This window comes from Psychrobacter sp. T6-5 (assembly GCF_052258485.2).
GTDB lineage: Bacteria > Pseudomonadota > Gammaproteobacteria > Pseudomonadales > Moraxellaceae > Psychrobacter.
In genome coordinates this window covers 1,262,226-1,279,421 of record NZ_JBQQEY020000001.1, presented here as the reverse complement: position 1 = coordinate 1,279,421, position 17,196 = coordinate 1,262,226, and the positions used below count along the sequence as shown (strand labels likewise).

Genomic DNA, 17,196 nt, shown 5'->3' with positions numbered 1-17,196 from the left:
CCTATCGTGAATTATGGTAAAATTACTGGTTAAAACATTTATTTTATTATTTGCCTCTTTTGTCAATTTAGCCCACAGGTACCCGTATGACCGAACAAACCGCAGCTGCACCCTCTTCTACATTGTCGCTTGATCTTATCATTACTTGTGCCGATGGGCTTGAGGCACCGCTGCAGACTGAGCTGACAAGTTTCGGTATTGATAGCGAAATCAAAAGTACTGGTCGTCTTGCCGTTACGGGTGATTTACGCGATTTGTATATCATCTGCCTTTGGTCACGTGTGGCTTCGCGGGTATTGATGCTTATCAAACGCAAAAACATCAATGCAGAATACGATGTTGCAGAGCAGCTATATGGTTTGGCAAAATCCGTCAATTGGACTGAGCAGTTTAATTTGGAGCAAACTTTTGCTATTCGTCTATCTGTTGATAAACGCGTTGCCGTCAGTCAGCAGTTTGCCATGCTACGTGTCAAAGACGCCATTGCGGATACATTCAACGAAGTGTACGACAGCCGTCCGAATGTCGATAGCAAAAACCCAGATTTTTCTATCTTTGCGACCGTCAATGACAAACAAGCCGAGTTGTATTTAGATTTATCAGGGACCAGTTTGCATCGCCGTGGTTATCGCGTGGCTATGACGGAAGCCCCATTAAAAGAAAACTTGGCAGCTGCCCTACTCTATAGCGCTGGTTGGCACAAGAAAAACGACGCAGGCGATGCGCCTTACTATAATGCGTTAATAGACCCAATGTGTGGCTCTGGTACCTTCCTTATCGAAGCGCTACTCATGCACTGTGATTATGCCGTAGGTATTGATAAAGCTGCCAATCAATTTGGCTTCTATGAGTGGCAGCATCATGACGAGACGCTATGGCAGGAGATGATTGAGGATGCACAGACACGTTTTCGCGAAGCATTAGAGATTGCCAATGAGCAACCAGATACGCTGCCGCTGATGTTGGGTTTTGATGCTGATAATGGCGCGATCATCGCAACAGAAAAAAACCTCATCGCGGCAGGACTTCAAGATTTACTCCCGCTACTCGACATCGAACAGCGTGCGCTTGATCAACTTGGTAGCGCCCTAAAACCGCTCGTGGATGATGGTCGATTGAGTAATCCTTTAATCATTACCAACCCGCCTTATGGTGAGCGTTTGGGTGATGAAGAAATGATTAAGCCACTGTATCAAGCCATTGGCCTGATTGTACAAGACAGCTTTGCTGGCAGCGGTATCGATCCAATGCTTGGCATATTAGCTGCTCGTGTCGAGCAAGTAGATATCCTACCGATTAAAGAACCAAAAACGTTACGCTGTCATAATGGCGCGATCACTGTGTACTTCCGCTACGGAACCCTTATCGCTGGGCAGACAGGCAATCTTGTCAGCCGTTTTGAAAAGCGTGAGATCGAAGTAGAAGACGGACAGGACTTTATTAATCGTCTACAAAAAAACCTGACCAAGCTTAAGAAACTGGCGAAAAAAGACAATGTCAGCAACATTCGCGTCTACGATGCGGACTTGCCTGACTTCAAAGTTGCTATCGATTTATACGGCGATTATGCCCATGTGCAAGAGTATGCACCGCCTAAGACCATTCCACCTGAAACGGCTAAAAAACGCTTTAATCTAGCACTGATGGGTATCCGTGAAGTGTTTGATATTAATCGTGAGCAAATCTTTATCAAAACACGTGCCCGTCAGTCTGGTAACGATCAGTACAGCAAACAGAACACCACAGAAAAACGCGGCAAGTTTCATGTTGCCCGCGAAGATGGTGCTTATTTCTATGTCAACTTTACCGACTATCTAGATACGGGGCTGTTCATCGATCACCGTAATATGCGTGCTCGTATTAAAGACAACAGTCGCGGCAAATCTGTACTAAACCTGTTTGCTTATACTTGTACCGCCAGTGTGCATGCAGCGCTTGCTGGTGCCAAAAAAGTCACGAGCGTTGACTTGTCACAGAACTATTTAGATTGGGGCAAACAGAACTTTGTGCTCAATGGTCTAGACGTCAGCCGCAATAAATATCAATTCGTTGCCGCCGATATTTTTGAGTGGATTAAAGACAACACCGAACAGTTCGACATTATCTTTATTGATCCACCGACGTTCTCAAACTCGAAGAAGTTCCAAGGCACCTTTGATGTGCAGCGTGACCATGCAGCTCTGATCAATCGGGCCATGAACCGCTTAACGTCTGATGGCGTTTTGTATTTTTCTAATAACTTCACGCGCTTTGAGCTAGATGAGCAGTTAGTGGAGCGCTACGATATCGTTAATATCACGCAAAAGACGATTGGTTTTGATTTCAATATCAAAAAGCCCATTCATCAAAGCTTTGAGATTCGCCATCGCTAAAGTTTATAAGCTAGTATTTATAAATAGAGTAATTCATCGCGGCAGCATAACTACCTGAAACTTAGGTTTTTTGCCCAATGTATATGAAATATAACCATGACCCAATCGGCTTTGATTGGGTCATTTTTTGTTGTTATGATAGAGCATTACTAGGCGATGGATTTGCGCAGTTATAGCGTAAGCATCGCCTTTTATGTCATTAAGTCTCTAACGTCTAATAACAAGGATAACACCATGGCTCTATCACTTAACAAAGGCGGTAACTTATCGCTAACGAAAACTGATCCAAATTTGACCAAGCTACTAATCGGTCTAGGCTGGGATGAGCGCGCCACCTCTGGTGCTGAGTTCGATCTTGATGCCAGTGTATTTTTGCTAAATGGTGCAGGTAAAGTGCGCGGCGACCATGACTTTATTTTTTATAATCAGCTGAAGTCTGATAATGGCGCGGTCGAGCACACGGGTGACAACCGTACTGGCGAAGGCGATGGTGATGATGAAGTTATCAAAGTAAACTTAACCCAAGTACCTGCTGACGTTGATAAGGTAGTTGTGACGGTGACTATCCATGACGCTGCTACTCGCAACCAAAACTTCGGTCAGGTAGCCAATGCCTTTATCCGCGTTGTTAATGAAGAGACCGGCACTGAAGTGGTACGTTTTGATCTAGCAGAAGATTACTCTGTTGAGACCGCCATGGTATTCGGTGAAGTATATCGTCACAATGGCGAATGGAAATTCCGCGCGGTAGGTCAAGGTTATTCAGGTGGCTTACAGGCGATGTGCCATCAGTACGGCGTTGATATCTAAAGCCTTATTTTTATTGGCATTTGGGCTATCAGCCATTCCGATTAGCACGTCCAAAATATCAAGCGACCATCGTTGCAAATAGTCACAATTTTTAATGCCCCAATGACTAGTAATGCTTTACGTTTCGTTTAAAATTATGCATAAAAAGTGGTTAGCAATAGCCACTTTTTTGCGGCTTGTGTCTATACTAGACCAGCTTTACGCAACCAGACAGGATGTGTCATGAGACATTTTTATTTAGACATTATCTTCACAATCATTGCCTTAGCAATAGCGGCATGGTGGGGATATTCACATGGCGGTATGGGTGGAATGATAACCACGCTATCGATTACCGCTATTTTGGCCGTCATGGAGATTTCGTTATCTTTTGACAACGCGGTGGTCAACGCTTCAGTCCTTAAGGGCTGGGACGAATTTTGGAAAAAGATATTTTTAACCGTGGGTATTTTAATCGCGGTATTCGGTATGCGCTTGGTCTTCCCTATTGTCATCGTTGCGGTTACCGCTGACCTCGGTATGATGCAAGTGATCGATTTGGCATTGAACAATCCTCAAGAATACTCAGCCAGATTGATGGCGCACCATGCTGAAATTTCAGCATTTGGTGGTATTTTCTTACTATTGGTTTTCTTGAACTTTATTTTTGATGACAAAGATGTTCATTGGTTTGAATGGCTTGAGAGCCGTTTGGTCAAGCTAGGCAAAGTCGATGCGATGAGCGTCTTTGTTGCTCTTATCGTCTTAATGATTGCCGTATCATGGGCCAGTGCAGAGCAGTCAAGTGCTGTGCTCATTGCTGGCGTTTGGGGCATTCTAGTATACCTTGGTGTACAGGTCGTATCTGGTATGCTGGAAGGTGATCTCGAAGAAGACTTAGAGAACGAAGGAAGTGGCGCCGCCGCGACTAGCGCTATCATGAAAGGCGGTATCATCGGTTTCTTATACTTAGAAGTCCTCGATGCTTCATTTAGTTTCGATGGTGTGATTGGCGCATTTGCCATTACCAATGATGTCATCGTTATCATGCTTGGTCTTGCCATTGGTGCAATGTTCGTACGTTCGATGACTATCTTCTTGGTAGACAAAGGCACGCTTGATGAGTTTATTTATCTTGAGCATGGCGCACATTATGCCATCGGTGCCTTGGCCATCATTATGCTGTTGTCTGTGAAGTTCCATGTACCAGAAATCATTACTGGTCTTATCGGTATTGCCTTTATTGGTTTTGCATTATGGGCATCGCTGAAACATCGTAAAGCGGAAGCAGCAAGGCTTAATTAGCACCTGTTGTCCGCATGATGCTGTATAGCTTTGAGCAGGTCGTATCATCAGATATGGCCTGCTTTTTTGCGTTATAATGGCAGGCATTAGTCACACGGCGAATCCTTACCTATCGTCAAAATAGGTGCGTATTTTGCCTTACATACAATTTTTTCATCACTACCATGCGTTATTCGGTTAGAATCCTCGTCCTTTAATCACTCACCAAAAATGAGACCCTTCAACCACTATGCAACAGATTCTTGATGATATTGCCGCACAGATGGCACTTGAAACCGATCGTGGAAAAGTAGCGGACTATATCCCGCAACTGGCCCATATAGATCCAAACCAGTTTGGTATTGCAGTCGCGACACCTGACGGAAAGATGTATACAGCAGGCAATGCGAGCACTCTGTTTTCGATCCAAAGTATTTCTAAGATATTTACTCTAACCATTGCACTTGGCAAATTGGGCGATGGGCTTTGGACACACGTTGGTCGTGAACCATCAGGTGATCCTTTCAACTCAATCGTCATGCTAGAACATGAAACTGGTCGACCGCGCAATCCATTCATCAATGCTGGTGCCATTGCGGTGGTGGATGCGATCATGATGGGTCACGAACCTAGAGAAATATTGGCTGAGATTCTACAGTTTGTGCATTTTATTACGGACGATGAGTCCATCCGTTTTGACCACAAAGTGGCAGCGTCTGAGATGGAGCACAAAGACCGCAACGCCTCGCTTGCGCACTTTATGAAATCCTTTGGTCGTCTCAAGCACGATGTGGATAAGGTATTGGGTACTTACTTTCATCAATGCTCGATTGAGATGAATTGCCAGCAATTAGCCAGCGCCGGTCTGTACTTGGTCTCTAACGGGGTTGATAAGCACTCAGGGGTACGTGTAATCAACGAGCACCGAGCAAGAAGGATTAACTCACTAATGATGATGTGCGGTCATTACGATGGGTCTGGTGAGTTTGCCTATCGCGTCGGTTTGCCTGGTAAAAGTGGGGTTGGTGGCGGTATTTTGACTATAGCCCCTGGCAAAGGCTCTATCGCTGTCTGGTCGCCAGGGCTTGATCATATCGGAAACTCCAAGCTTGGGTTAAAAGCATTAGAGCTGTTTGTACAAGAAACGGGCTGGTCGGTTTTTGCCGAATAAAAGCTTTATCTAAATACTTTTATCGATGGATTATTCAGCACAATATTACGTTTAAATTTTATTGAGTTGTCAAGCTTACAACGGGTCGTACCAACATATCTGGTACGACCCGCTTTTTTTGGTGATGCCTTTGCAACCTAAGGTATGTTTCTCTTCATTCTATGGCCTAATCTAAAGGAAACAGCCATAGAATAATTTACCTTTGCATAACAATACCTTAACCACTATTGCTAAGATGATTAAAAAGTATCAAAAATGCAGGGTTATTATGTCGCTTAGTAAGCATATAGTAAGCGCACAAAATACGCCTTGCTTAGTGAGCAAACGCTTAGTATAGTAAAACGTAATGATATGCAGGACGTGGTGTACAGGTAGGTTCTTTACCAGTTGTCCTTTCATATCAGTCACTGCACAACTTTTAGTTTATTTTTTAAACCCAATCCACTTAATTATTAATCCAAAGGATATTTGTATGGCTATTAGCTTAACAAAAGGCGGCAACGTAAACTTATCAAAAGAAGCACCAGGTTTAACCAACATCACAGTTGGTCTAGGCTGGGATCCACGCGCAACTGACGGTCAAGAGTTTGACTTAGATGCTATTGGCTTCTTAATCAACGAAGCAGGCAAAGTCCGTAACGACCAAGATTTTATCTTTTTTAACAACCTAAAGTCAGACAATGGCGCCGTTGAGCACACTGGTGACAACCGTACTGGCGAAGGCGATGGCGATGACGAAAAAATCAAAATCAATCTTGCGAGCATCCCAGCTGACGTGAGCAAAGTTGCCATTTGTGCGATTATCTATGAAGGCCAAGCACGTAACCAAAACTTCGGTCAAGTTGGCGATGCTTATATCCGTGTTGTAAACGATAATGGCGCAGCTGAAATTGCCCGTTACGACCTATCAGAAGATGGCAGCACTGAAACGGCTATGATCTTTGGTGAGCTATATCGTCACAACGGCGACTGGAAATTCCGTGCCGTCGGTCAAGGTTTCAGCGGTGGTCTTGGACCATTAGCAGCGTCTTACGGCGTAAACGTATAACGCTAAATTGACGTAAATATCTAACGAGCCAAGCGTTGCCATCAGTTTCTGATAGCAGCGCCCATAAGCCATCAAGTGTGCCCTTTTAATGCATTTGATGGCTTTAAATTTAATAGGCTCATCAATATAAAAATGCTAACACATATAGGTCTATACCCGCACATTAAGAGCACCTATCAAAGATATTAGAATAAGGATTTGCACCCCATGGCCGCAACATTCAGTTTAATCGGTACTATTGAGCCTTTTTTGCATTGTAATCTCAAAAAAGGTGATTCAATTTATTGTGAAGCCAATGCAATGGTGATGATGGAGTCTAACCTTGAGCTAAAAGGTAAGCTACAAGGTGGACTGATGCAATCGCTTATGCGCCGTTTTGCCAATGATGAATCGTTGTTTCAACAGCAAATTGAAGCGGTCAATGGTGAAGGTGACTGCTTGCTTGCCCCCACACTAGATGGGGACATGCAAATCATTGAGGTGGGGTCACAGCAATATACCTTGAGTGATGGTGCTTTTGTCGCGGCGCAAACTGGCGTTGATATCAGAGCCAATATTCAGCGCAATTTAGGCGGTGCGGTATTCGGTGATACTGGTGGCTTTATGGTCATGCAGACTCAAGGAAAAGGTCAGGTTGTGGTATCTGGTTTTGGCTCATTGTTTGAGATTGAGGTCACACCAGACAAAGATGTCATCATTGATAACGGTCATGTGGTTTGCTGGGATTCGAACCTCGATTATAAACTGTCCGTCTCGACCAGTAAGAAAAAAGGCATCATGAGCAATATTATCAACTCCGTCACTAGTGGCGAAGGTATGGTTTTGAACTTCTCGGGCAGTGGCAAAGTCATTATTTGCTCACGCAATCGTGACAGCTATCAAGGTTGGCTGCAAAGTGTCTTAGGAACGAGCTCAGGTGGACGCGGCGGCAACGGTGGTTTTTTAGATAATATCTTATAGCGTCTTTTAGAACTATGTTTAAGCAGTTTTACTCACAATTACTATAAGGATACTCACATGGCAGTTAGTCTACAAAAAGGGCAGAAAATCTCCCTAAGCAAAGAAGCAGGTGGCGAGCTGACTCAAGTTAAATTGGGTCTAGGCTGGGATGTTGCTCAAGGACCACAAGACAAAAAAGGTGGCTTTTTAGGTAAATTATTCGGCGGCGGTAGCGGCGGCGATTCTATTGATTTGGATGCTTCGTGCATCATGTTTGACGCAAACAAACAAGCGGTCGATGCTATTTGGTTCAGTCAGCTTAAATCAAAAGATGGCAGTATCGTGCATACGGGCGACAACCGTACTGGCGACGGCGATGGCGATGATGAAGTCATCAACGTTGATCTCTCAAAAGTCCCTGCCAATGTGACTTCGCTAGTATTTACGGTCAATAGCTTTACGGGTCAGACATTTGAGACGGTCGAAAACGCGTTTTGCCGTATCGTTAATGCCAATAACAACAGTGAAGTAGCTCGCTACAACTTATCGGCACAAGGTGGACACACTGCTATGGTGATGGCAAAAGTCTATCGTCATAACAACGAATGGAAAATGCACGCTATTGGCGAGACTGCGTCTGGTCGCACCTTCCATGACTTAATGCCTGCAATTACGCCGCATGCTTAATCGAGTTGAGCCTTTAACTGGAGTATTAATAACTTAGTTAGTTAATAATCTAGTTAAATAGTTTATTTCAAAAAAGAGCGGCCCATCTATTGATAGATGGGCCGCTCTTTTATGTTTATCATTTATATAATAAAAATATTATTTACGTCCACGCTTCCAGCTAAAGCCCCAGTTAAAGGCTTTGTCCATCTCTTGATGCCCTTTAAAATACTGATTAATACGTTCAACATTGATACTGCCTTGCTGATTGACAAGGCGCGCAATCGCACACATCGGCAAGTTACCCGCCCCTTCTGTTAGGCGAGTCTCAATCGGTGACTGATCGGGTACATGAATAGTCACGACACCATCGGTTTTTTCCCAGTTTGGCGCGCCTTCATAAATAAAGGCAAAGATAAATACTTCTTCAATCTGTGACCACTGCTGACCGTTGATATCGAGCCATTCACCGCCACTTACCTGCCCCGTTCTATCATCCGCTCGCAAGCACACATACGGCGCTGATTGCAGACTACCAAAACGGTCACCCAATGCTTGAATGAGGGTTTTTTCGCCATTTTTCAGATGAATCATCGCGCCAACATCCAGATCAATACCGCTTGATTGATGCTGCTTAAACAGATCGCCTAATAGGCCTTTCTTGGGTGCTGACTTATTACTCTCTGGACGTTGGTTCCAATCTAGGTTTACTGAGATTTTACCAAAGTCGTCACGTTTTTTCAGATTGATGCTCGATTGGTTCTTGGTTAAGGTGATTTTACTAAGATTAATCGAAGGAGTAGCAGGAATCGGTGGCGGGGTGCTCGCTTGAGAGGCGCTGCCTGCTTTTTGCGTATTGATGGGTCGCTGCGTATTAATAGGCTGAGCCTGATTCTGCGACGCGTTCTGGTTTTGAGCTGGCGCTTCATCTGCGATTTCAACTCCGAAATGTTCAGATAACGGTTTTAAACCTCCCTCAAATCCTTGAGCGATAAAACGAAACTTCCAGCTGCCCTGCCGACGATAGCACTCCGCCAAGATAATGGCTTTTTCGTTACGTCCAGTACTGCTCAGCTGACAAGTCATCAGTATTTGACTGCCTTGTAGTACTTGAATATCGACATCACCAACTTGTGCCAGCGTCTGCGCGCTAGAGAATGCCAAGGCAATTTTTTCAATACTCGCAGGCTGCGCAGATAAGTTTATATCAAAAAATCCGTCGCTGTCGTGACCACGAAAACTAACATTGCCGTCATCGCTACGTTTCTGACCATAAAATATCATGTCGCCATCGCCGCGTACTTTGCCATCAGTCGTCAGACGATAAGCGGCGCAATCAATGGCGTTTTGGCTTAAGATGCGAACACTAATATTATCTGTTGGTAATGGCGCATTGGCACCTGCGATCAGTTGTTGAGGTTGATTCATCATACGTCCTTTAGATTCTTTATTATGTTGTCGTCGTTGTCATTAGCATGCTCACTATCGTCATATAGTAGCATGAATATTATGAACATTTTAAACCGAGCAATCGCGCTACTAGCTACAAAATCACTCTTACAAATCCTTTTGCCTATTTCATCAGGGGCATTTATAACCTGTGCCATTTGTATATAATATATGCTGCTGAATGATCAAATTTTGACTATACAGCCGCCAGTTTTCAATAACTGTATCCACTCATCCAACTCCATACATATGATAATAACGCTGAGAGAATTATGACTAACCTTGCTAACGATAGCGTCCACTCCACATCAATAGCTGCTTGGTTAGCTGAAGGTCAATCCAGCCAGCGCGATATGTTAGAGAGCTTACAGAACTTAAAAAGCAAATCTAGCGCCCCTTTTAATATTATTGCCTCACACCGTCATAACCGACCTGAGATTTTTGAATTTGCTGATAGGGTCTATCGCGAACCATATCCGGCAAAAGCAGCCATAGTTGATGAGATAGAAGATAATATAGAAGAAATGACTGAGTCAGCGACGCCTCGCTGGCAATTCGTCTTGGAACACGCCAAAGAGAACAACGTTAAAGTCTTATTGACGGGCCGCAATGGGATCGATTATGAAGCGCATCGTGAGGCGTTTGATGCCGCTGGTATTCGTTTGCTTACAGGGGCAACCAGCGTAGCCGCACTAGAGTCGATCGAAGATAAATTTTCCTTTATGCAACAGTGTCACCAGCACAATATTCCTGTCGCTGATGCTTGGCGCTTTGATAATGTGACAGAGCTGGAAGCATTACTTGCCGAACATGGTCATCAGCCCCTATGTGTCAAACCAGTTGTTGGTATTTTTGCACAAGGGTTTTGGCGATTGGACTTAGGCAAAGAACCTGATGAGCACTACGATAGCTTTGAGCACTTGTACTTTACCGAAGAGAAAAAAATCAATACCGCGCAATTTATCAATGCCTATACCAACAGTCTGATGGTGCGTGAGAGACCTATTCCTATGCTGCTTATGCCGTATCTATCAGGGCAGGAATACTCTATCGATGTGGTCTGCGAATACGGTGAAGTATTGGCTGCTGTCACTCGTTATAAAACCGGCAAAATCCAGCATATCGGCTATGAGCAATCCGTTATGGATGTCGTTATTCCATTGATTAGAGCCTTTGGCTGTGACGGCATCGTCAGTGTGCAAACCAAAGCTGATGATGACGGTCAGCACCGTGTGCTTGAGATCAATAGCCGTCCGTCTGGTGGTATTGGTTACACGACGCATAGCGGTGTGGATTTGACGCAAGTCGGATTTGGCTATTGGCTTGGCTTGACCGATAAGCCAACACTGGCTGATATCACGCAACAAATAACACCCTGTCAAGTACGCTCCATTATGGTCAGCGTAAAAATTGAAGATACTGCTGAATAAGTAAAAATAAGCAGGCAACGTAAAGAACGACTGACGACCGAGTATATATCCAATAAGAGGTAGACGATGATAGCACAGACCACACTCGTGTTAGGCGCCAATGCTGTTATCGCAGACGTGCGCTGCTCGGTCGCATTTTCTAGCGCTTCTCGGCTTAATTTTGGACAGCAGCTTGGACTATTATGGTTGCCGTTAGATGCCAATCGTCAGGCAGCTTGTAGCCCTGCTTATTTACATGAGCCCAAAGACTGGGCAACGATAGATGATGCCAATAACCCAAGCAAATGGCAGCTTGATCTACCCAAATTGTTTGAGCAACAAGGTGTGCATTTTTTACAGCTGATTGCTTATGCTTACGATGAGTCTAGCCTGAACTTGCCTGCGGTTGAGCTAAGCAATGTTTGCTTAACACTGAATGATGGTGCACTTCGCTATGACTTTACAGCGCGCGAACGCCACGTCAAAGCTGCGATTATATTAGAGATATATCAGCGTAATGGACAGTTCAAATGTCGCGCGCTTGGTGAAGCCTCTACCCAAGGTTTGACGAGTCTTGAACAGCGAGTACAAGTCAGTCTTGATGTTCGTCCACCCAACACACATGCACGTATCCAAGCAGCACAGCAACAGCAAGCCTACCCTCACAATGAAATGCGTCCGCCTCGTCAAGTGCAGGCAGGTGAAACATGGACAGGGACGGCGTTTGCCATTGATCCACACCACTTGCTCACCTGCTATCATGTGATTGAGTCGGCTCAAATGATTGGCATACGTCAGCAAGGTCAGCCTGATCGCGAGGCACAAGTCGTGCTCAGTGATATCGGTAGCGACTCCGCTATTATCAGAGTCAGCGACCCACTGCCCAGCCATATCCCATTGGCACAGCAATGCAGTGATATATTGGGTGAGACCATTACCACGCTGGGATTTCCGCTATCGGGGCTTAGCAGTCAACTGCAAGTCACACAAGGTTGTATCTCAGGGCTAACGGGCTTAAACGATGATATCCGTTATCTTCAGTTTACCGCGCCCATTCAGCCTGGCTCTAGTGGTAGTCCTTTACTACTACCAACTGGCGAGGTTGTTGGTATGGTGACCGCAAGTCTCGTTCATGAACACGCACAAAACATGAACTATGCGGTGAAATTTCAGTTATTATCTGCTCTTATTGCGAGCGCTGGCATCAGTTTGGAGAGTAAGGCTGATTCATCAAGCGCCATGCCGTTGACTACACCGCAACTCAGCAAGCAAAGTCGCAGTGCATTATGGCTGGTTGGCTGTCAGGGTTAAAAAATCTATACCTATATAAAATGAAAAGCGCAAAGGAATATGAATGTTAAATAAGCAACACAGCACGAGCATCACCCTACCTCGCGGCACCCTTGATCTGACCTATCAAACCAACTCAATGGCTAACAAAAATAACTTGGGACAAAACGACAGTTACCAACTAGAAGACCTGCTTGGTTTTGCTCAGCGTATTAACCCAAAACGGGCGTTTTTGTTTGTCTCAAAAGTATTGGGGCGTCATATTCCCGTAGCACCCAGCACCATGCGAAATGCCTTTACTGACTTGGCCGATTTAGTTCCTAGCGACTTGCCTGAGCCCATTCTTGTCATTGGTATGGCAGAGACCGCGGTCGGTCTATCAGCAGGCGTGCATCAAGCGCTACAAACACGCTATCCGCAAGCGTTGCTACTGAACTCTACTCGTCATGCTCAGCATGATGATGGTGCTGATTCGTTATTAACGACTTTTTGTGAAGATCACAGTCATGCCAGCCAGCATTTGATTTATCAAAGCACAGACATTGCCACACAAGCACAGCTGCTCGCTAGCAAAACGCTGATTATGGTCGATGATGAAGCATCAACCGGCAATACTTGTGTCAATGTCGTCACTGCCTTACGTGATGCAGGGCTCACTCAGCTAGAGCAAGTACATCTAACGACTCTGGTTGATTGGTCATTGGATCAAGAAAACACGAGCCAGCAGACAGATGGCGCGCAGCCCGCCCGTATGGCAGATCGCTTGACTGGTATTGAATTTCACCGTCATCATCTATTGTCAGGCGCTTGGCAGTGGACAGATGCGCCCAACCCAGAACCTATCACTATGCCATCGGTTGATACCACTGCTGCTGGTAGTCAAGCGCTTGGGTTTACCGGCAACTGGGGACGTTTTCCTACGTTAAATAGCACAGATGGGTTTAATAATTACCTATCAAACTTTCAGGCTGCATTTGCAGGCTTCTATAATCAAGACAGCTTTGATATCACTCAATTACCTAAAAAAATCTTGATATTAGGCAGTAATGAGTTTGTTTGGTTGCCATTTTTATTGGCGGAATGGCTTGAGACAACGTCTCAAAACCTCAAAGCTGACACGGACGCTATGGTTAAATTTAGTGCATTAACTCGCTCACCGATTGCGCTTGGCGGGGCCATCACTACCATGCTGAGCTTTCATGATAATTACGGGCTGGGCATGACCAATTTTGCTTATAATGTCGATCAGACTGAGTGGGACTTGATTGTATTGTGTGTGGAGACATCAGCTAATAGTGTGGATGCGATGTGGCGAGGTTTGAATAATGTGTTGGTGGTAAGTCCGACAATTTAAACTATTCTTTAACTTTCATACTTACTGTTTATGGACGACGTCATGACTATCCCATTTTTCAAGCCCAGCTCCGATATTATCAAACCATATGCCTTAATGGATTTGGACGATACACTTTTTCAAACTCAGCGCAAAATCGATGCTTGGCAAGTCCCGACTGCAGAGCCAGAACACTTGGTTTGTGCGACAGTCAACAAGCAAAACGAGCCACTAAGTTTCATGAGTCAGCGCCAAGCAACCTTCTTTAATTGGCTACTCAATAGCACTGAATTAATCGTAGTAACGGCACGTGACCGTAGTGAAATTAAGCGTGTAAAGCTGCCTTTTGACAGTTGGCAAGTATTGACCCATGGTGCGATTATTTTGACAGCTGATGGGCAGCTACTAAGCGCGTGGCAGCAACATATGTATAGCAAGCTTGCACCGTTGCAAGATAAGTTAAACCAACTAAGCGAGCTGTTTGCTAGTCATAGCAAAAGTGAGCAGAGTCATTTGGTATTTACGCCGCATGTCGATAGCTTTGACAATGGGTCTGTAAATGAAGAATTAACGATTTATCTAGCGATCAAACACGCGCAAAAAGACCATCAAGCGTTAATAGATTTGGCTAAAAAACTGCCCACGTTAATACGCGATTTTGAGCAAGATTTTTATGTGCATGTGAATGCCAATAATCTAGCGATATTGCCCCATACGGTTCACAAGCGTCATGCGGTACAGTTTTTATTGGAGAATCATTTAGATCATCAGCGTCCTAGTTTTGGTTTTGGTGATAGCTTGGCAGATTTGCCTTTTCTGCAACTGCTTGACTGGTACGGTATGCCAAACCGCGGCCAGATGCATGAGCAATATCAGTCTTAGCCATCTGTCTAATTTTTCGGGGTAAATCATCAGTCTAAACTATCCGTTTAAACCTTCAGCCTAGAAAAACAGTCCAGAAAATCAGCCCAAAAACAGAGACATAACCTCATTATCACAACGAGTGCCATTATTCATACTATGACTTTACCTAACATACAGACCAATAGAGCCAATCTAATCAATTACGGCTCAGGTAGCTACCTTGCCAGCGATGTGACGGTTCTACTCAATATCGTCGATAAAGACGCTGTTGCCGATGTGCCCGTCAGTCAAAAAGAGGCACTTATCCAAAGTGGGCAACGTCACTACTCTGATATGTTGACCTTGGAGCAAGCGCCTACCGCGATGCATGAGCAGCTATACCGTCAAGCGCTAGCGCAAGGTGGTGAGAGAGCCGCAACTGATATCGCACGCTTAGCGCATACCCTACATGATGTCTTTCAGCATGATGTCAGTGATGAGCATCCGCTAGTCTTGGTCAGCTTGGTACGGGCAGGTCTGCCGATTGGCGTACTATTGCAGCGCGCATTGTCTGACACAGATAGCAGTTATCACTTACCAAGTAAGCATTATGGTATCAGTATCATTCGTGATCGCGGGCTTGATCCTGTGGCGCTGCAAATGCTACTGGAGGCTTACCCAAACAGTCCGATTGTATTTGTCGATGGCTGGACAGGTAAAGGCGCGATTTATGAGGAGCTGGCTCGTAGCTTAGAGACATTTAGCGATCCCACTCACGCCAACTTTGCCAATATTTTTCATCAAGGCGCGAATGTCATTCCGCTACTGACCCTTGCTGATCCGGCAGGTGTTGCTTGGCTCGCGGCTAGTGAGGAAGATTGGTTAATTCCATCGGGTTTATTAAATAGTACCGTATCGGGGCTGATTTCGCGCAGCTTATACACCGAGCCTCAATCAGGGCTACACCGCAGTGTTTTTTATGAGAATTTAATAGAGGTAGACCATAGCGTGGCATTTATCGATCATGTTGATGCAGCCAGACGCTCATTGACCATTCTGCCAGAGCGTTTGCCAACCTATCAGCAGCCGCGCTACCAGACGGCAGCATTGATAGATACGCTCGCAGTAGACTATGACATTACCAATCGCAACCGTATCAAGCCAACTATCGCCGAGGCGACGCGCGCTATATTGCGCCGTGATCCCGAGCGTATATTGCTCGCGACCGCGGCGCATCCCGATACCGTACTATTGCGTCATTTATGTGAGCAACGAGGCATCACTATTGATGTATTAGGTGATAAAATACTGCCTTATCAAGCCATCACCCTTATCAAGCAACGAGCCAAAGACAGTTAATACTTTTGGCATAAGCACCACTAGCGCGATTGAACGCTTGTCCTTTACACTCTATTTATGATGCCCACTATGTCAGATACCAAACACAATGAGTCAGAGCTTTACCACGATACCCAGTCCTATGCGCATCTGATCACTGAGCGTCATGCGATGGTTAGACCGCACACGCACCACCCATATCAGCTGGGTGCTAGCCTATATATGCCTGCCACTCGCCAAGATATCTGGCAAGTGATTAAGCGTGACAAGCTACCAACGATCAATAGTATTATTATTTGTTTAGAAGATGCAGTCAGTCATGAGGATGTGGAGTTGGCACTTGAGCGCTTGCGCACGCTGCTGGGTACATGGGCTGAGCACGTCAATAGCATCAACGACCCATCCCGAGCCGCTGCTATTCACGCACAGCATCCAACGCGTCCATTGGTTTTTATACGTCCGCGCAGTCCCATGATGTTGCAGCAATTGGCTGACTATGCTCATATCGATCTTATTGATGGCTTTGTCATGCCAAAGGTCGATATGTATAGCTTATCTAATTGGCGCATGGCTTGTCAGAATCTCAGTGTTGACCATCTGCTCATGCCGACACTTGAAACGGCAGCCTTATTCAATCCGCATCATAACCAAGAGCTGGCCGTTGCTTTTAAAGAAGCCTTTAGTCAGCCAGTATTTGCGCTACGTATTGGTGGTAATGACTTATTTGCTGCGCTGCGCCTGCGTCGTCCAAAGAATAGCATTGTCTATGATACGCCTATCGGCACCCTTGCCTATCAAATGCTTGGCTGCTTTGTACCGCATGGTTTTTATCTAACAGCGCCAGTATTTGAGTACTTGGACCAGCCAACTCTCTTTATGCAGGAGCTAAACCGCGATGTCAGTTTGGGACTGGTAGGCAAAACCGTCATTCACCCAAGCCAAATTGCACTCGTGCAGCAAGCCTATTGTGTGCCGTTAAGCAAATTGGATGAAGCGCAAGCAATTCTGCACTCTGAGGCCAAGGCTGTGTTTAAGTACAACAACACCATGCTAGAACCTGCAACCCATCGTGCATGGGCAACCGAAATCGTCAATCGTGCAGAAGCATTTGGCACTATCGATGATGGTCACAGCCAATACAGCTCACGAATGTAATCGTTAACTATATGATATCTCTTAGTACGATGCAAAAAGCCGCTACCTTTCATTGATAGCGGCTTTTTTTGTACATCTTTATAGACTACTGCTTAAACAACCTGACAATA

The 17,196-nt window shown here is 45.1% G+C and carries 14 protein-coding genes; 13 read left to right on the top strand and 1 reads right to left on the bottom strand.

Annotated elements, in window-relative coordinates; translation table 11 throughout:
- The first annotated feature begins 86 nt into the window (after positions 1-86).
- From rlmKL to ACTXGK_RS20170, 7 genes are all read left to right on the top strand, one after another.
- Positions 87-2,372, top strand: coding sequence for a bifunctional 23S rRNA (guanine(2069)-N(7))-methyltransferase RlmK/23S rRNA (guanine(2445)-N(2))-methyltransferase RlmL (rlmKL, locus tag ACTXGK_RS20200; protein WP_443516639.1), 2,286 nt, complete (start codon positions 87-89; stop codon positions 2,370-2,372).
- A 234-nt stretch (positions 2,373-2,606) separates the two neighbouring features.
- A complete protein-coding gene (locus ACTXGK_RS20195; RefSeq protein ID WP_058024753.1) occupies positions 2,607-3,182 on the top strand; it encodes a TerD family protein in 576 nt (191 codons plus the stop codon).
- Positions 3,183-3,404: 222 nt separating this feature from the next.
- A complete protein-coding gene (locus tag ACTXGK_RS20190) occupies positions 3,405-4,466 on the top strand; it encodes a DUF475 domain-containing protein (RefSeq protein WP_201598354.1) in 1,062 nt (353 codons plus the stop codon).
- Between the two features lie 229 nt (positions 4,467-4,695).
- Positions 4,696-5,616: a glutaminase gene (locus ACTXGK_RS20185; protein WP_238036965.1), complete on the top strand. Its 921-nt coding sequence runs from the start codon at positions 4,696-4,698 to the stop codon at positions 5,614-5,616.
- 472 nt (positions 5,617-6,088) lie between these two features.
- Positions 6,089-6,664: a TerD family protein gene (locus tag ACTXGK_RS20180; protein WP_101206441.1), complete on the top strand. Its 576-nt coding sequence runs from the start codon at positions 6,089-6,091 to the stop codon at positions 6,662-6,664.
- A 207-nt stretch (positions 6,665-6,871) separates the two neighbouring features.
- Positions 6,872-7,624 (top strand): TIGR00266 family protein, encoded by a 753-nt coding sequence (locus ACTXGK_RS20175; RefSeq protein ID WP_058024750.1) that lies wholly within the window; start codon positions 6,872-6,874, stop codon positions 7,622-7,624.
- A gap of 57 nt (positions 7,625-7,681) precedes the next feature.
- Positions 7,682-8,290, top strand: a complete 609-nt coding sequence (locus ACTXGK_RS20170; protein WP_371532441.1) for a TerD family protein — start codon at positions 7,682-7,684, stop codon at positions 8,288-8,290.
- A 138-nt stretch (positions 8,291-8,428) separates the two neighbouring features.
- Here ACTXGK_RS20170 and ACTXGK_RS20165 read toward each other — a convergent pair whose 3' ends face one another.
- Positions 8,429-9,697: a TerD family protein gene (locus ACTXGK_RS20165; protein WP_443516843.1), complete on the bottom strand. Its 1,269-nt coding sequence runs from the start codon at positions 9,695-9,697 to the stop codon at positions 8,429-8,431.
- 293 nt (positions 9,698-9,990) lie between these two features.
- Between ACTXGK_RS20165 and ACTXGK_RS20160 the strand changes: the two genes are divergently transcribed.
- From ACTXGK_RS20160 to ACTXGK_RS20135, 6 genes are all read left to right on the top strand, one after another.
- On the top strand, positions 9,991-11,148 hold the full coding sequence (locus tag ACTXGK_RS20160) for an ATP-grasp domain-containing protein (protein WP_443516635.1): 1,158 nt from the start codon (positions 9,991-9,993) through the stop codon (positions 11,146-11,148).
- 66 nt (positions 11,149-11,214) lie between these two features.
- Entirely contained in the window at positions 11,215-12,438 is a 1,224-nt protein-coding gene (locus tag ACTXGK_RS20155) for a S1 family peptidase (RefSeq protein ID WP_443516634.1), read from the top strand.
- A 43-nt stretch (positions 12,439-12,481) separates the two neighbouring features.
- A complete protein-coding gene (locus tag ACTXGK_RS20150; RefSeq protein WP_443516632.1) occupies positions 12,482-13,771 on the top strand; it encodes a phosphoribosyltransferase domain-containing protein in 1,290 nt (429 codons plus the stop codon).
- Between the two features lie 42 nt (positions 13,772-13,813).
- Positions 13,814-14,632 carry an HAD hydrolase family protein gene (locus ACTXGK_RS20145; protein WP_443516630.1) on the top strand — a complete coding sequence of 273 codons (819 nt, stop codon included), beginning with the start codon at positions 13,814-13,816 and terminating at the stop codon, positions 14,630-14,632.
- A 138-nt stretch (positions 14,633-14,770) separates the two neighbouring features.
- Positions 14,771-15,952: a cysteine protease StiP domain-containing protein gene (locus ACTXGK_RS20140; protein WP_443516629.1), complete on the top strand. Its 1,182-nt coding sequence runs from the start codon at positions 14,771-14,773 to the stop codon at positions 15,950-15,952.
- 69 nt (positions 15,953-16,021) lie between these two features.
- Entirely contained in the window at positions 16,022-17,086 is a 1,065-nt protein-coding gene (locus ACTXGK_RS20135) for an HpcH/HpaI aldolase/citrate lyase family protein (protein ID WP_443516627.1), read from the top strand.
- The last annotated feature ends 110 nt before the right edge of the window (positions 17,087-17,196 follow it).

Bases quoted from the DNA above. Each gene is read 5' to 3' on its own strand.
- rlmKL (WP_443516639.1), top strand. From the start codon at position 87: ATGACCGAACAAACCGCAGCTGCACCCTCTTCTACATTGTCGCTTGAT.
- ACTXGK_RS20155 (WP_443516634.1), top strand. From the start codon at position 11,215: ATGATAGCACAGACCACACTCGTGTTAGGCGCCAATGCTGTTATCGCA.
- ACTXGK_RS20165 (WP_443516843.1), bottom strand. From the start codon at position 9,697: ATGAATCAACCTCAACAACTGATCGCAGGTGCCAATGCGCCATTACCA.
- ACTXGK_RS20185 (WP_238036965.1), top strand. From the start codon at position 4,696: ATGCAACAGATTCTTGATGATATTGCCGCACAGATGGCACTTGAAACC.
- ACTXGK_RS20170 (WP_371532441.1), top strand. From the start codon at position 7,682: ATGGCAGTTAGTCTACAAAAAGGGCAGAAAATCTCCCTAAGCAAAGAA.
- ACTXGK_RS20140 (WP_443516629.1), top strand. From the start codon at position 14,771: ATGACTTTACCTAACATACAGACCAATAGAGCCAATCTAATCAATTAC.
- ACTXGK_RS20190 (WP_201598354.1), top strand. From the start codon at position 3,405: ATGAGACATTTTTATTTAGACATTATCTTCACAATCATTGCCTTAGCA.
- ACTXGK_RS20145 (WP_443516630.1), top strand. From the start codon at position 13,814: ATGACTATCCCATTTTTCAAGCCCAGCTCCGATATTATCAAACCATAT.
- ACTXGK_RS20195 (WP_058024753.1), top strand. From the start codon at position 2,607: ATGGCTCTATCACTTAACAAAGGCGGTAACTTATCGCTAACGAAAACT.
- ACTXGK_RS20160 (WP_443516635.1), top strand. From the start codon at position 9,991: ATGACTAACCTTGCTAACGATAGCGTCCACTCCACATCAATAGCTGCT.
- ACTXGK_RS20150 (WP_443516632.1), top strand. From the start codon at position 12,482: ATGTTAAATAAGCAACACAGCACGAGCATCACCCTACCTCGCGGCACC.
- ACTXGK_RS20180 (WP_101206441.1), top strand. From the start codon at position 6,089: ATGGCTATTAGCTTAACAAAAGGCGGCAACGTAAACTTATCAAAAGAA.
- ACTXGK_RS20135 (WP_443516627.1), top strand. From the start codon at position 16,022: ATGTCAGATACCAAACACAATGAGTCAGAGCTTTACCACGATACCCAG.
- ACTXGK_RS20175 (WP_058024750.1), top strand. From the start codon at position 6,872: ATGGCCGCAACATTCAGTTTAATCGGTACTATTGAGCCTTTTTTGCAT.